This window comes from Paenibacillus canaveralius (assembly GCF_047238265.1).
In the GTDB taxonomy this organism is placed as follows: domain Bacteria; phylum Bacillota; class Bacilli; order Paenibacillales; family NBRC-103111; genus Paenibacillus_F.
The window spans coordinates 3,016,032-3,031,156 of record NZ_JBDFMM010000001.1 but is presented as its reverse complement, the minus strand read 5'-3'; the positions used below and the strand labels follow the sequence as shown (position 1 = coordinate 3,031,156).

Below are 15,125 nucleotides of genomic sequence, written 5' to 3'. Positions count from 1 at the left end.
ATCAAAGGATCCAACGACAATCATTCTATACCGCCAACTAAAGGAGCACTTGACGACATGGATTTCACACCCGAAACGATTTTGGACGAAATGAAACGTCAAATCGATAAATGGATCGCTTATATCAGCGACAAGGATGCGGATCAAATCATAAAGCGCACTTCGCTGCAGCTCGGAATTCACGATTACGCTCTGCTCGAATACAACAACGGCAGGGTCACGGTAACGGATAATAAAATCGACTTCGGGATACCCGAAGATGGGCCCCGGAGGAACCGGGCTGCGGAAATGCTGACGGAAGAACTAGTGCGCGAACGGATCGTTCCTGAGCTGGCTTCTTATATCCGGGATACATTCAAAGAGATTCCTTCCGCGGTGATCGACTATCATTTTACTTGGAACGGCAAGTTTCAGACGAGGGAAGGCGAAATTCTCGTTCTTCTTTACGAATACATAGACGAAGAAAAGAAGAATCTATTGCTGGAACGAATCTCCGATTATATCTCGAAAAAGCTGGAAGAAGGAAAATATCCGACTAAACCTTTGGAGACGTTTTTCCTATCCAGGCATCTGTTAGACGAGGGGCTGTTTCCGGAATCGGATGCCGGGCGTATTATTTCGCTTTTCGAAAAGATCCAGCAGGTGAACAAAGGCAACAAACATCTTGCCGAGCACCGGAAAGACGTGACCTCCGCCCTCCGGAATTGGGTGGAAGATCGCTGGCTGCCCCGTTATTTTGATCCGGTAAACGAACAGTTCACGAAAGAATATAAGAAAAAGAGCGAAGCCCGGCTGGAAGATACGGAGCGGGGTCCCATCGAACTCGTCATCTATACCGCGGTTATGATTCTAAAGTATGAGCCTTCCTACAGCAGAAGTACGGGGCTTACTATGCTGAACTGCGCTATCGAACTGGGAAGCGACAAGGCTAAGCGTCTGACGATGGAAGGCAGCGGAACGCTCGCCAAGGAAGATGTCTGCCGGAGCGATGAATGGGTTGAATGCAAAGCCAACGATGTGTTTGCCAAAGTAACCCTGGTGATTAAACAGGAAACGGAGGAGAGCTATGGCCGCGCTCTACGGTTTCTGACTCGCCTGCTCAGCCAGGGCTTTCCTAAAAGCTATGGGATTAAACTGAAGTCCGGCGTCAAACACTGGCTGCCGATCAAAGGCTTGGCCAAGTCGGGAACACATCGCTTCTTCGCCCAAGCCCTGGAATACTCGGACCTGCATCCGCTTTTGGAGGAATACGCCCGGACTGCGATGGAACCGTTCGAATGGTACGCGGATACGGAAGGGGAGAAGAGCTGCATGCCGGGCAGTTATGCGGTCTTCGGCCTCGGTTTGGCGGATGAGGCTTATTTTCCGCTGGTCGAAGAATACATGGCGAAGGTGGATGAGGAACACCAATCGGTGCAAAACCAGTTCACGGCCGCATTGGTAGAACGGCACGGCGTTAACACGCAGACAATCCCTGCTCTGGTGAAGTGCATGCTGCACTGTACGGATTCCATGAAGCTGAAGATTAAAGCCGAGATGGAAGACGACAAGAATCTCGCTCTGCTGCTCGATCAGGTCAGAAGTCTCCGGGACTATGAAGCGGCTCATCTCTTTTATTTAATCTGGGGCGGCACGGACAAGCTGAAAAAGCTGGCTGCCAAAGCCGAGAGAACGCGCGCACAGCAGCTCAACGAGCTGGTGGAACTGGCCGGTCGGCGGAAACGGTAAATGCCGAGTTGTAGAACACATAAGAAAGTCGCCTTCAACGGCGGCTTTTTTTGATTGCATGCCGTCACGATAAGTGCCTCGCCGGATATACCACTCCTTCGAAGAAGCCCGGCAAGTCTGACTTTGGAGCAAGGGTGAGTTTGGACAGTCGCGCTTTTTCCGAACGGAGAGATGAATAGGAACGTATCCTGTTAGAACTAAACGATACATTCCGTTACAAAGTCACCTTTTTTTGTTAAAATGATTGTGATCTAAACCATTTAGGCTTATAATATGGAAGATATATCCACGGGGACTTCGATCCATCCCCACAGGATAAACATAGAAGAGAGGTGAGGCAGTTTAAATCTTATATGTAAGCGCTTTTCTGCTTTAAAACCCAAAATCGAGGAGGAATGAATAATGAATTTGGCTTTGCCGAACAATGCTTGGCTGCAAAAACTGGTTGTCGCATGCGGAATGCTGCTGATGCTCGCTTTAGTGATGGTTTTGTTTCCCGAAAAAAGCTCCGCTCACGGGTATTTGGATGTACCTGCCAGCCGTGCTCTATTGTGTAAAAACAACGTGAATACGGACTGCGGAGGAGCGTCCTACGAGCCGCAAAGCGCCGAAGCGGGCAAAGGTTTTCCTAACGGAGGCCCCGGCGACGGTCATATCGCGAGCGCAGGCAATACTTTCCCTAAACTCGATGAGCAAACCTCCACACGTTGGAGCAAAGTTCCTATGAAAGCGGGCCCGCAGGCTTTCAAATGGCAGCTGAACGCAGCTCATGCCACAACGACTTTTAAATATTTCATCACTAAACCCGGCTGGAATCCGAACGCTCCTCTAACGAGAGCTTCCTTTGACTTGACGCCTTTCTGCCAAGTGGATTTGAACGGTGCAAGCCCTTCCAACTACTACACGACGAATTGTAACGTTCCCGAAAGAACCGGCTATCATGTCATCCTGGCTATCTGGGAAGTTTCCGGGGCGCCTACCGCTTACGTCAACGTAGCGGATGTGGATTTCGGCGGAGGCAGCGCACTTCCAGCTCCGGCTAATCTGGCATCCACAGCCGTAACGGAGAACAGCGTTTCCTTGAGCTGGGCATCCGTGGCGGGAGCGGCCAGCTATCAAGTATACCGTGATAACGTTGCGGTCGGCACGACAACTTCGACTTCCTATACGAACACGGGCCTGACAAGCGGCACTTCCTACAGCTTTACCGTATCCGCTATCGATTCCTCAGGCAAAGCGTCTCCATCCTCTAACGTAGTGACAGTCAAAACGACAGGAGGCAGCACAACCACGTATCCGGCCTGGAGCGCGACTACCGTTTATGTGGGCGGAAACAAAGTATCCTACAACGGCGTCAACTATGAAGCCAAATGGTGGACACAAGGCGAAACTCCGACCGGCACCAACGTTTGGAAGGTCATTCCTTAACGTTAGAACGCCAAAAGCCCTGGAGGCATAAACCTCCAGGGCTTTTTTTTCCCTTTTCCGGGTTGAGGTTTCGCGGGATACCACACTCTAACCATAAGCTCGCGGTGATTTTTGGGAAGGTTAGGATAGCTATCTTACCGCGTGAGATCCGTAAAGTGAAAGATTCGTGTTCCTACCGCGGTCTTTCCTCCTGGCTTTGGCAAAACCAAGCACGGCGACTATAGAATAGCCGATGTATCGAGTTTTTCCCGGTTTAAATGTGGGTTAATTAGACGACAGAACCCTTAATCATTGTCCATTGTACTTGAAATTGTTCGTCTAACAAGACAAGATCCGCATCAAAACCCGCGGAAATCTTACCTTTGGCAGCAAGTCCTAACAGCCGTGCAGGTGAACTGGATGCCATTTTAACCGCGTCCGTTAAAGAAATACCGGTTTCTACGGTTAGACGAAGTGCCTCATTCATCGTAACCGTACTGGAAGCTAAAGTTCCGTCCTCAAGGCGTGCTACACCTTCGGAAACCGTAACGGGATGGCCGCCGAACATATATTTCCCATCACCGAGCCCCATGGCTTGCAGAGCATCTGTGATAAGTACCATACCATCAGGTCCTTTGAGACGATGCATCATTCGAACGATGGCGGGATGCAAATGAATGCCGTCTACAATCGCTTGGAGGCTTACATGTTCTTGTTCAAAAGCGGCTACAACCAGACCGGGATCCCGATGATGAATCGGACGCATGCCGTTGAAACAATGCGTAACATGACTGGCTCCCGCTTCAAAGGCCTGTTTGGCTTCCTCGTATGTGGCATCCGAATGCGCGACGGCGATAATTACGCCCCTCTCCTTAAGAAAAGAGACGAGTTCCATACCGCCGGGTAATTCGGGAGCTATTGTAACCATCTTGATCAGCCCGTCCGCTTCATCAAAAATTTCTTTCATTTCAGTAAGATCCGGATGTCTTAAAAACCGTTCATTTTGCATCCCTTTACGCTTCGGATTGAGGTATGGACCTTCTAGATGAAGCCCGGCAATTTTGGCCCCGGCTTCATGCCCCGCGACACGCTTCACACTGCGAATCATGGCTATTAATGCTTCAATCGTCGAGCTGACGGAGGTGACCAGAAATGAGGTGCAGCCCGTTGCCGCACAAGCTCGCGAAACCTCCTGAATACTCGTCTCGCTTCCATCCATCATATCGAAACCGTTGGCGCCATGAATATGGACATCGATCATGCCCGGGATTAATAAGTGGCCTTGACCGTCCATAAATTCATAATCACCCTCCGGAAGAGCAGACAGGGAACTTTCTATCCGTTCAATTATTCCGTCCCGTATCCAAAGTGTGGCAGACATAACGGAGTTATCTTCTTGAACCACGTTTACATTGTGCAAAATTTTAAGACTCATCTGTATATTCCTCCTCGTATTTGTCTTTCTCCTGACATTGTATAAGCGTTATATTTTTAGTATGAAGTACCTCTCTAATAGGTAAAGGCACTTCTTGATCGGTAATCAAAATATCTATAAAATCAAAGTCCAACCGATAAACCGACTTGCTTGTAAACTTCGTAGAATCTGCTACAACAATGACCTGATCCGATCTGCGGGCCATCTCTTTTTTAACCGAGACATCCTCTTCGTACGGAAAGTAAAGCCCATCGGCCCGTATAGCCGTAGCTCCGATAAATGCCTTATCGGCTCTTAATTCCCTTAGCTTGTCGATGACGGAAGGTCCGTATAACAACCGGTTTTTGGCATGTAAATAGCCGCCGAGCACATAAACTTGCAGATCTTCCCGACCGGAGAGAATCCCTACAATGTCTATGGAGTGCGTGACCGCCGTAATATATTTAGCTGAAATTTGTTCGGCTGCGGACTGTACCGTAGTGGATACGTCCAAAATGACGGTTTCGTGATCTTGAACTAATTTAGCCGCTAACTTCCCGATTTTTCTTTTACTGTCTGTTTCGTCAATTAAACGTTCCTGATAAGTGGCTATTTCCTTCTGTAATTGAGGGAGAGCGACACCACCGTGTGTACGAATAACGACCCCTTCCTGCACTAATTTAACAATATCTCTTCGAGCCGTATCCCTGGATACATTTAGAAGCGAACAAATATCCATCACACTCATCGCGTGGTGTTTATTAATATAGTCGAGTATTTTCAGTAATCGTTCTTCTTGATACATCATTTTCACCTCTTATAAGTAAATTTATCATATGTTATAAGTATTTCAAGTTACATTTTAAGTACATGTAAGTATTTTGTTGAGTTGCCTAAATTAATTGTTTTATAGGGGTTCAAATAAGGCTGGGCAGCAATCATGAGGACGAATCGAGACCGGGATGAAGAAGTGTAAAATGTAAATTAAAAAAACAAGCCACCCTTCGCTTTAGTCCAGGATGGCTTGTTTTTATGAATAAACGGATCGGCCTTTAAGACGAGGTATCGCTCTGACCGGGAAAAATATATCAAGAACACGGCCGCTCCGACCGGAACCGATCTTCTGGGAAGGGACGCCCGCGGCGTAGCCGTGTACGGGACGAAAGCTCCCCAGTCGATCCACGACCTTACGACGGGAGCAGGCTAAGCTGACCGCCGGTTTCTAAGCCCGAAGGCTTAGTAGAGCGGCGGCGCTTCTTGCTTCAGATTTTTGAAAACAGCGCCCGCTTGACCTATAAAGTTGTCAGGCAACCGATAGTAGCTGTCTCCCATCGATACGATATTTAACTCGGGAATGATATACATGAATGTGCCGGTCCCGTCTTTCAGGTTAAACTTCAGTTGATACGACTTTCCTTGGGACTGTGCCTCCGCGATGCCCTCGTAATCTTTGCCGGCCAGTTCGGCCGTTTGGGCATTGTACAGCCCGTCAATGAGAGATTCCACAGAGGCTGGTTCCGTTATTTTCTTCAACACGTCATTTCCCGCATGATTGAGAATGTGAATGTCCTGCACCTGTGCCTTAAGGTTGGACATGTCCAGATATTCCTTCGCGGTGAACGCGGAGTCGTTTACCTTCGCCACGACTTCCGCCAGGTAGTAGTGCTGTTGGTACTGCACCGCTATGCGGAAGTGAGACGGGTAGCCGGGAACTTCATACAAGGTTCCGCCGGCGGCGAAAGTGGCGGCATAATCCTTTTGCGTATCGCCGCTTTCGTTGGTGTTCCCGTTTTCGCCGTTGAGGTCAATCGTTAACTTACCAAGGGATTTTACCGGTTCGGCACCTGTGAACTTAAAGGGAGCGCCGTCGTCGACAAAGGCGTAACGATAACCGTTGTAATTTAAATATTTCCGGATTCCGGTCGGTGACGAAGCAGGTGCCTGCTCTGAAATCTGCGGAACGGCCGGCTGCGGTGCTGGCAGAGAGCTATAATTCGCTAAACCTACTGCCAGTGTGATACAAGCGGCGGCAGCGATTGAACCCAGTACGGCATAGTTTTTTTTGTTCGCGCGTTTCGCGGTGTCGGCTTGTTCGATGAGCCGGTCGTCAATGTGACCGATCGTTTTAAAGAGATCCTTGTTATTCATACGGCATATCCCTCTTTCATCAGATAAGTTTGCAGTTTTTTTCGTGTCCGGAACAAGACGGATTTGGCTTTGCTTTCGCTTATCGAGAAACGCGAGGCAATCTCCGCCATAGAGTCGGAATACCAGTACCGTCTCAAGAAAATGTTTCGGTGATCTTCATGGATGCTTTTCAAAAAATGGCTGATGGCACCGGCCATCTGTTGTTCCTCAAACCGGCTTTCAACGTTGTCGGAGGAGGGCAGACAGTCGTTTAGTTCATCGAGTATCGTTTCGAATTCCTTGCTCCGTTTCTTAGCCGTGTAATAATCGAATTTATCCAGGGCGATATTCCTTGCGATCCTTCCCAGAAAAGACGACAGGTTTACGGGAGACTTCGGCGGGATCGCTTTCCATGCGCCTAGAAAGGTATCGTTCACGCATTCTTCCGCATCTTCCGCACTGAACAAAATATTCCGGGCAATCCGGGTACAATAATTCCGATATTTTTTGGATGTTTCTTCAATAGCTTTTTCGTTGCGCGCAAAGTAAAGCTGTATGATTTCTCGGTCTTCCACTCCGTCACTTCCGTTCGCTTTAATTAAAGGCCTTCACTTATCAAGTAGGAAAAGAAACACTCCGGTTGCAAAAAATTGTTCGCGGAATCGTTCTTTTTTGTATGTAGGAGATGAAAAATCGCGTAAGCATGTAATATAAAGAAGGTGAACTTTAATTTCAACTGGAAGATATGTACAGCTTGAGAAGGCGCCGAAAACATCAAACAGCCCTCGTCCGGCAGATGGCCGAACGAAGGCTGTTTTTTTGCTGCGCAAGGATGATTCGCAAGCTTTCCGCTTGAAGTCAGCGCGCCGGACGCTTTGTTGTCCGGTAGATAACCATGGCTGTAAGAATGATGATAAGAGCGGTAAGCAGACCGGATTCTCCGATCCAGATCTCCGTATGAGTTCCGGTAGTTGCACGCGTAAACGGTCCTTGAATGACGGCATTCCACGCGGAATGAGCGATAACCGCCGGCCAGACGCTGCCTGTGGCGAGCCGCAGATGGGCGATAATAAAAGAAAACGGAACGATACACAAGTAAAGGCCGATTACAGAAAGAATAACGGACGTTCCCGACACATATAAGCCGGCAATGACGATCGGAACGTGCCAGGTTGCCCAGATCAATCCGCTGAGAAGGATGGGACGGGATACTCGGGCATCGACTAACCTTGTCAGCATGTAACCTCTCCAGCCGAGTTCTTCACCCATAACCGGGATGAAGTTGATCAAACTCCCCAGAATTCCGGTCAACACGACTATAAGAGCGAAATGAAGCGGGGCCGGTAAATGCTGCAGTCCAAGCAGTTGAAAGACCGGTTCTAACGTTCCGCTCGCAGGAAGCTGAAATGCGGCAAGTCCGGTCGACCAGGCGATGGAGTAAGTAATCGAGCAGATAAGGATGGGAATCAGCACGGCCAATCCGATGCCTCTCCAAATTTTGGCGCGCCGGATACTGAACGACACGTCTTTGAATCCTTCCTTGAGAAGGAGACGGGCAAGTATAGAAGAAATCGAGGGTATAAACATGTACACGATGATGAGCGGAACACTTTTAGTCAAAATGACGACGGCATTCATAATAACGGATAAAACGAGCAAGATGCCCAGATAGAGCCGGAGACCTTTTTTTGCCTGTCGGACATGACCCTCGCTTGAGAGCGTTTCTGAATAAGATACCATGATAAACCCTGCTTTCCTGAATTATTAGTTTGCGTATCGAAATGAATTCCTGCCCTACATGCGTCTGAAACCTGCGCTAATCCTTAAGAAATCCTTTGATTTTTGTGTATCACACCCATCCCTTTTTTGTCATTTCTTTGTGTCCGGTGAGCTCATTATCAGTGGCACTTTGTCATTTTGGACAGTGAGAAAACGTAATTTCATGCCGTATGATGTTTTGTCAAAACGAGTTTGTGACGGTTCGTCACTAGGAAAAATGATAGAAAATGAGTGACAATCGGTTCAAAGCGATTGACGCATTGTAACAGCTGCGGATCATCTTGCTTAATGATATGAATGAGGTGGAGACGATGAAAAAGAAAATGATGTACGGCGGAATCGTAGCGGTGGTTAGTGCCGCTATGCTGGTTGGAGGATGCGCAAAAGAAGAGGGAACTAAAACGGTAGTGGTTTCGCAATCACCCGGGCCTGCCCAAAACGATCTGATCTCATCCATTAAATCGCAGGTAAAGCCTTTGAAGACGATTGACCCTGCACAGCCATTCGATGATTTGCAGCCGCTGAAAGGCATGATCGGAGAGGCTCGTTATGTGGGATTGGGAGAGAATACTCACGGAAGCTCCGAAATATTTACGATGAAGTTTCGGCTGGTGAAGTATTTGGTTACCGAGCTGGGTTTTACGAATTTCGGGATGGAAGAAGATTGGGGGAGCGGTTTAAAGCTGAACGAATATATCCAAACGGGTAAAGGAAATCCAAGAGAATTTTTGAATCTGTTGTACCCGACGGATGAAATTGTTGCCATGGTGGAGTGGATGAAAGATTATAATGCCGATCCCGCGAACAAGAAGAAGATTCAATTTATCGGACTTGACTTAAAAACGCTGGACCCGGGTGTCTATCAAAAAGTGACGGATTATGTTAAGCGGCATTATCCCGATATGCTGGCGGAAGTGGAGCTTAGCTACAAAGAGCTTCAGACCTCGACCGGAAACTTGGCCGAATACATGAAGCTGCCGCCCGAAGTAAGAGAGCGGTACAAGGTTAACGCCGAGAAAGTCGTCCGGTTGCTCGAAGAGAAGACCAAACAAGCTGACAAAGCGAAAGATGCAACCGAGCTGACATGGGTGAAAGGCTCCGCCAACGCGATACGGAATTTCACAAACATGCTGATTCCTGATGACTATCCAAGCATGATAAAGCTGCATGAGCAGTATCTGGCCGACCATGCGGTATGGGCCGAGAAGGCGCTTGACGGAAAAACGATGGTTTGGGGCCACAACATCCACGTTGCCAAAGGCATTATCGATAAGCAGTTATATCCGGATGGTTCCGGTAAATTCCTCAAAGAACGTCTTGGCGACCTGTATATCGTCATAGGAAGCACCACATCGGAGGGCGACTTCACCTTATACGGTGAATACAGACCTGATGGTACCGGGAAGCTCGCAACGGAAAAAATCCCACAGGATGTGAACAGCTCCAATTACACCCTTGGAAAAGTTTCTCCGGAAATGTTCCTGCTGGATGCCCGTCATCTTGAAGGGCCGGCCAAGCAATGGGTTGGTGAAAAGCGGCCTCTTCTCAGCCTGGGCGGGCAACTTATTCCGAACGCTCCGGTATACTTCGACGCTTCCTTGCAAGAGCAATTTGACATTCTTTATCACATCCGGAAAACAAGCCCCTCTCATATGAAGTAAAAACATGTGCTCAGCGGGAACGGCGAGACTGGCGTCGTTACCGGGAATCACAAGAAAAATCCTCCTTATCAATAGGGAGGATTTTTTCTTTTATTCACAATAAAGGACGGGTTCTGTATTTTGACGCACGGTTACATTGTGACACTTTCCTGAACATGTGGAATTAATCTTCCGGGTACTTAACAAATTTGGGAAGTTTGTCGATATATAGGATGCTGTAAATTAACAGACAAAAGAGGCGATCATATGGACTACCAACTGTTAGGAAAACAATTTATAGGCGGCGAATGGAGAGACGGCCGGAGCGGCAAAACGCTGCCAGACATCAATCCGTACAATGATGCCGTGATTACCACTTTTCAAATAGCCAATGTTGCCGATATAGACCATGCGTACCAAGCCGCCTATCAAGCAAAGCTGGAATGGGACAAGGTAAACCCCTACAAGAAACGTGACGTCCTTGAGAATGCGGTTAAATACATAGAAGCACATGAAGAAGAAATTACGTCACTGATCGTGCAGGAGCTGGGCGGAACACGTCTGAAGGCGGCTTTCGAGATCGGTCTTGTGAAAAATATGATCAAGGAAGCGGCTACGTTCCCCTTGAGAATGGAGGGCAAGATTCTGCCTTCTACCGAGGACGGCAAGGAGAACCGGCTGTACCGGATCCCCGTCGGCGTAGTGGGCGTTATCAGCCCGTTTAATTTCCCGTTCTTCTTGTCGATGAAGTCGGTCGCTCCGGCTCTGGGTGCCGGTAACGGGGTTGTGCTTAAGCCGCATGAGGATTCTCCGATTACGGGCGGCACGCTGATCGGCAAGATTTTTGAAGAAGCGGGAGTGCCGAAGGGCTTATTAAATGTAGTGGTTACGGATATTAAGGAGATCGGCGACGCGTTCGTTGAGCATCCGATTCCGAGAGTCATTTCTTTCACGGGTTCGACGAAGGTCGGAAGTTATATCGGCCAAGTGGCGATCAAAAATTTCAAAAAACCGCTGCTTGAGCTGGGTGGGAACAGTGCATTCATTGTGCTCGGGGATGCGGATATCGACTATGCGGTACAAGCGGCTACGTTCAGCAGATTTACGCACCAAGGCCAGATTTGTATGTCGGCTAACCGGATACTTGTGCAGAAAACGATCTATCAGGAGTTTGTGGATAAATTCAGAGAGAAGGTCTCAACGCTTACTACAGGTGATCCGAGTGATCCGCAAACTGTCATCGGTCCGGTCATCAATAACCGTCAGGCGGAGACTCTGGACAAGCTGATTGCAAAAGGCATTGAGCAGGGTGCCGTTCCGCTGGTTCATGGCAAGATTACCGGCAGAATGGTAGAGCCTACCGTCCTCGCCAATGTGAAACCGGATATGGAGGTAGCCCAGGAGGAGCTGTTCGGTCCGGTTATTTGCATCCTTCCGTTCGAAACCGAAGAGGAAGCCGTCGAAATCGCCAACGATACTCGTTTCGGACTCAGCGGAGCCATTCACACCTCCAATCTGGAGCGCGGCGTAGAAATGGCGAAGAAGATTCACACCGGTATGATCCATGTCAACGATGTCACCATCAACGACGAGCCGATTGTAGCTTTTGGCGGAGAGAAGCAGTCCGGTTTAGGCCGTCTCAACGGCGAATGGAGCCTGGACGAATTCACGACGCTGAAGTGGATTTCGGTAAATTACGGGCAAAGGAGATTCCCATATTAAGAGCCGGGGAGAGTATAGAGCATGAATAACGTAACAGACGTACAAACGCAGCATGAGCTGATTCAAGCTTTTGTAAGGGTAGCCCCGCTGCTGGGCAGTCTTACGCATGATGACATCACGATCGGCATTTACGACACGGAGAAACTGATCCTGAACATTCCGGGCAAAACCTTCTCGCTCAACGTCAATCCGGGTGACCCCCTGATGGAGGGGGATATTGTAACCAACGCGATCCGCGGCAATACGGCTTTAACGGCTGTCGTCCCGAAAGAGCTGTTCGGTTTTCCGCTTGCGGCGCGTGCCATTCCGCTTCACGACGAGCAGGGCAGTGTGATCGGCGGAGTAGGCATGGGCACAAGTCTTGAGAAAGCGAATAAACTTTTTGAGATGGCCGAAAGTTTTTCCGCTATTGTGGAACAAACAACCGCTTCTATCGGAGATATCAGCCAATCCGTTTCCCGCCTTACGGGGCGCGTTACCGACGTAACCAGCCAAATGAAGGATGTCAGCTCCAGTGCGCAGCAGATCGGCAAAATCTCCGCCGCAGTGAAGGAAATTTCGGATCAGAGCAACATGCTCGGCCTTAATGCCGCCATTGAGGCGGCAAGAGCGGGAGAAGTGGGCAGAGGCTTCTCCGTCGTGGCCGATGAGATCCGGAAGCTGGCGACGAGCTCCAAAGAAAATGTGGAGCAGATTAATGGCATTACGAAAAATATTCAAGAGCTTTTACAGCGGTTAAACCATGCGTTTTCCGATATTCACACGTTAACCGATACCCAGTCAAGAGCGATTCAGGAATTCTCCTCCACAATCCAGGAGATCAGCGTGAAAGCGGAAGATTTGGCGCAGGTTGCCGAAGCAACCCTTTATTCAACAGAAAGCAAAACGGCAGAAAATTAAAATTTTCATTTCCAGCCCTCTGCGGACCGGCAAGGAAGAAGTGCGATGTATGTTCTTCTTTGTGCGGTCCGTTTTGTTTTGTCTGCAGATTTTCATAAAGCGTGCGCCTCGTTCTGTATCTGTTCAGAGGCGGATTCAAGTTTCGCAGGCGGGAGGAAGGCAGTAGTTCAAAGCTATTTATAGTATACTAATGGCAATTACATGGATAGGAAAACAGAAAAGAGGGAAAGGATGCCTACTATACTGGTTGCAGACGACGATGTGAACATTCGCGAACTGGTCTGTTTATTTCTGCGTAATGACGGATTTGCAACGCTTGAAGCCGCTGACGGTAAAGAAGCACTGGCCGTCTATACGTCGGCGCATATTGATCTTGTCGTGCTCGATATTATGATGCCGATTATGGATGGCTGGACGTTATGCAAGGAGCTCCGAAGAGCCAATCCCGATCTTCCCCTGCTGATGCTGACTGCCAGAGGCGAGACATGGGAGAAAGTAAAAGGGTTTGAACTCGGGACGGACGACTATCTGACGAAGCCATTCGATCCGCTGGAGCTGACGGTTCGTGTGCGGGCGTTACTGAAGCGGTACCGGATCGGCTCCACACAGACGATTCAGTTAGGCAGCGTCACGCTTGATCGACAGACCTATAAGGTGATAAAAGGAACGGAGACGTTTACTCTGCCGCTTAAGGAGTTTGAACTTTTGTATAAACTTGCGGGAACACCCGGACAAGTCTATACGCGCGGGCAGTCTGATCGATCAGATATGGGGGATTGATTATGCCGGAGATGACCGGACGGTTGACGTGCATGTTAAACGACTGCGTGAACGGTTCGCCCCGACACCCGACTTTCGGATCGAAACTGTCCGGGGGCTCGGGTACCGGCTTGAGGTTTGTGAATGATCAAGTCCTTGTATACACGTGTCGTTCTGATCTTTCTAGTCTCCGTCATCGGAGGGACAATCATTTCATTTTTTGTGTCCACTTGGATATTCGAAGAAAAATTAAATGAAAACGCGCAAATCAACTTGCGTAATTTCGGCCAGGACATTGTCCGGATATACGAAACTCTTCCGCAGCATGAAGCGGATTCGTTCGTAAGCGAAATGAAGCAGCTCGATTCGTATTCCATTCGGATTTACGAAGCGGCGGGGCAGTTCCGGTCTTACGGAAAACTGAACGGACACAAACCGGCCGTCGTGACGAAAGAGCAGCTAAAGAAAGTAATCGACGGGGGCGCTGTTCAAGGCACTCCGAACGGTATTGCCTCGGTCCTCTTAGGGCTGCCGCTGCAAACGGAAACGGGAACGAAAGCGATGTTTCTGGAAACGCTCGCCCCGCCTTCCGCTTCTTTTGTCGTCAAGTGGGCCTTGATTTTTGCGAGCTGTTCGCTGATTGCGGGAAGCTTGTTCATTCTGGTCGCTTCCGTATTTCTGATAAGACCGATCAAAAAGCTGACTAAAGCAACCAAGCGTATAGCTACCGGTGATTTCAACGTCAAGCTGAATATTAAACAGAAGGGCGAGCTGGGTACTTTGGCCCGCAGCTTCGAAGACATGATGCATGATTTGCAGCAGTTTGAGCAGATGCGCAGAGATTTCGTATCGAATGTATCGCATGAAGTTCAGTCACCGCTCACCTCTATATCGGGCTATGCCAAAGCACTCAAGCAAGTAAATATCGCAGATCAAGAGCGGAGCCGTTATCTCGATATTATTATCGCCGAAGCGGAACGGATGTCCAAGATGAGCGACAGCTTGCTCAAGCTAAGTTTGCTTGAATCGCAGTCACAGCAGCTCCGGCTCGGCACGTTCAGCCTGGATGAACAGATCAGACGAGTCATCGTCGCGATCCAGCCGCAATGGTCGGCTCGCAACATCCGTTTCGAGCTGGATTTGAAAGCCGTCAGCCTAAGGGCTGATTATGATCTGTTAAACCAGGTATGGACAAACATAATGGCTAATAGCATTAAATTTTCCAAAGACGGCGACGTAATTAGCGTCACCCTCCTGCAAGATATTAAAAACGTAACAGTCCGAATATCCGACACGGGGATTGGTATTTCCTTAGAGGACCAGAAGCGTATATTCGAGCGGTTTTTTAAGGCCGATCGTTCCCACAGCCGCAAATATAGCGGCAGCGGTATGGGACTCGCCATCGTTAAACAGATCGTATCGCTTCATCAAGGCGACATCCGGGTGGAAAGCGAACCCGGCCGGGGAACGACTTTTCTAGTCACCCTGCCCATTACAACACCGGCAGAGTAATGAATCTTCTATTGTGTAATCCGGATTGTCTAAAACGCTGTTCCGTATTCTCCATGTTACGGTATCCTGTGCAAGCTTCCTTGCATGTGGTACCGTAACATTTTTTTTCATGTTCATACTCCGTTCATATTGTCGTC

11 protein-coding genes and 1 pseudogene are annotated in these 15,125 nt (G+C 48.8%); 7 read left to right on the top strand and 5 right to left on the bottom strand.

The features are described 5' to 3' along the window. The first annotated feature begins 57 nt into the window (after nt 1-57). Nucleotides 58-1,728, top strand: a complete 1,671-nt coding sequence (locus ABC395_RS13750) for a DUF6138 family protein (RefSeq protein ID WP_413003854.1) — start codon at nt 58-60, stop codon at nt 1,726-1,728. A gap of 402 nt (nt 1,729-2,130) precedes the next feature. Continuing rightward, nucleotides 2,131-3,156 (top strand): lytic polysaccharide monooxygenase, encoded by a 1,026-nt coding sequence (locus tag ABC395_RS13745; RefSeq protein WP_413003852.1) that lies wholly within the window; start codon nt 2,131-2,133, stop codon nt 3,154-3,156. 268 nt (nt 3,157-3,424) lie between these two features. Here the strand turns inward: ABC395_RS13745 and nagA are convergent, their stop codons facing one another. The 5 genes from nagA to ABC395_RS13720 form a co-directional block, all read right to left on the bottom strand. After that, nucleotides 3,425-4,570, bottom strand: a complete 1,146-nt coding sequence (nagA, locus tag ABC395_RS13740) for an N-acetylglucosamine-6-phosphate deacetylase (RefSeq protein WP_413003851.1) — start codon at nt 4,568-4,570, stop codon at nt 3,425-3,427. Beyond that, nucleotides 4,560-5,354 (bottom strand): DeoR/GlpR family DNA-binding transcription regulator, encoded by a 795-nt coding sequence (locus ABC395_RS13735; protein WP_413006745.1) that lies wholly within the window; start codon nt 5,352-5,354, stop codon nt 4,560-4,562. The genes nagA and ABC395_RS13735 overlap by 11 nt, the downstream gene beginning before the upstream one ends. Before the next feature lie 431 nt (nt 5,355-5,785). Beyond that, nucleotides 5,786-6,697 carry a hypothetical protein gene (locus ABC395_RS13730; protein WP_413003849.1) on the bottom strand — a complete coding sequence of 304 codons (912 nt, stop codon included), beginning with the start codon at nt 6,695-6,697 and terminating at the stop codon, nt 5,786-5,788. Then, complete coding sequence (locus ABC395_RS13725) at nt 6,694-7,251, bottom strand: RNA polymerase sigma factor (RefSeq protein ID WP_413003848.1); 558 nt, start codon at nt 7,249-7,251, stop codon at nt 6,694-6,696. The genes ABC395_RS13730 and ABC395_RS13725 overlap by 4 nt, the downstream gene beginning before the upstream one ends. Nucleotides 7,252-7,534: 283 nt before the next feature. Then, nucleotides 7,535-8,416, bottom strand: coding sequence for a CPBP family glutamic-type intramembrane protease (locus ABC395_RS13720; RefSeq protein WP_413003846.1), 882 nt, complete (start codon nt 8,414-8,416; stop codon nt 7,535-7,537). 350 nt (nt 8,417-8,766) lie between these two features. Between ABC395_RS13720 and ABC395_RS13715 the strand changes: the two genes are divergently transcribed. The 5 genes and pseudogenes from ABC395_RS13715 (at nt 8,767) to ABC395_RS13695 (ending at nt 14,988) form a co-directional block, all read left to right on the top strand. Then, a complete protein-coding gene (locus tag ABC395_RS13715; RefSeq protein WP_413003845.1) occupies nt 8,767-10,116 on the top strand; it encodes an erythromycin esterase family protein in 1,350 nt (449 codons plus the stop codon). 246 nt (nt 10,117-10,362) lie between these two features. Further along, the gene (yfmT, locus tag ABC395_RS13710) at nt 10,363-11,817 is read left to right on the top strand and encodes a benzaldehyde dehydrogenase (protein ID WP_413003843.1); all 1,455 of its coding nucleotides are present in this window, start codon (nt 10,363-10,365) and stop codon (nt 11,815-11,817) included. Between the two features lie 21 nt (nt 11,818-11,838). Beyond that, a complete protein-coding gene (locus ABC395_RS13705; protein ID WP_413003842.1) occupies nt 11,839-12,717 on the top strand; it encodes a methyl-accepting chemotaxis protein in 879 nt (292 codons plus the stop codon). A 231-nt stretch (nt 12,718-12,948) separates the two neighbouring features. Beyond that, nucleotides 12,949-13,624: pseudogene (locus ABC395_RS13700) on the top strand (response regulator transcription factor). Next, nucleotides 13,621-14,988 (top strand): sensor histidine kinase, encoded by a 1,368-nt coding sequence (locus ABC395_RS13695; protein ID WP_413003840.1) that lies wholly within the window; start codon nt 13,621-13,623, stop codon nt 14,986-14,988. The pseudogene ABC395_RS13700 and the gene ABC395_RS13695 overlap by 4 nt, the downstream one beginning before the upstream one ends. Nucleotides 14,989-15,125 lie beyond the last annotated feature (137 nt).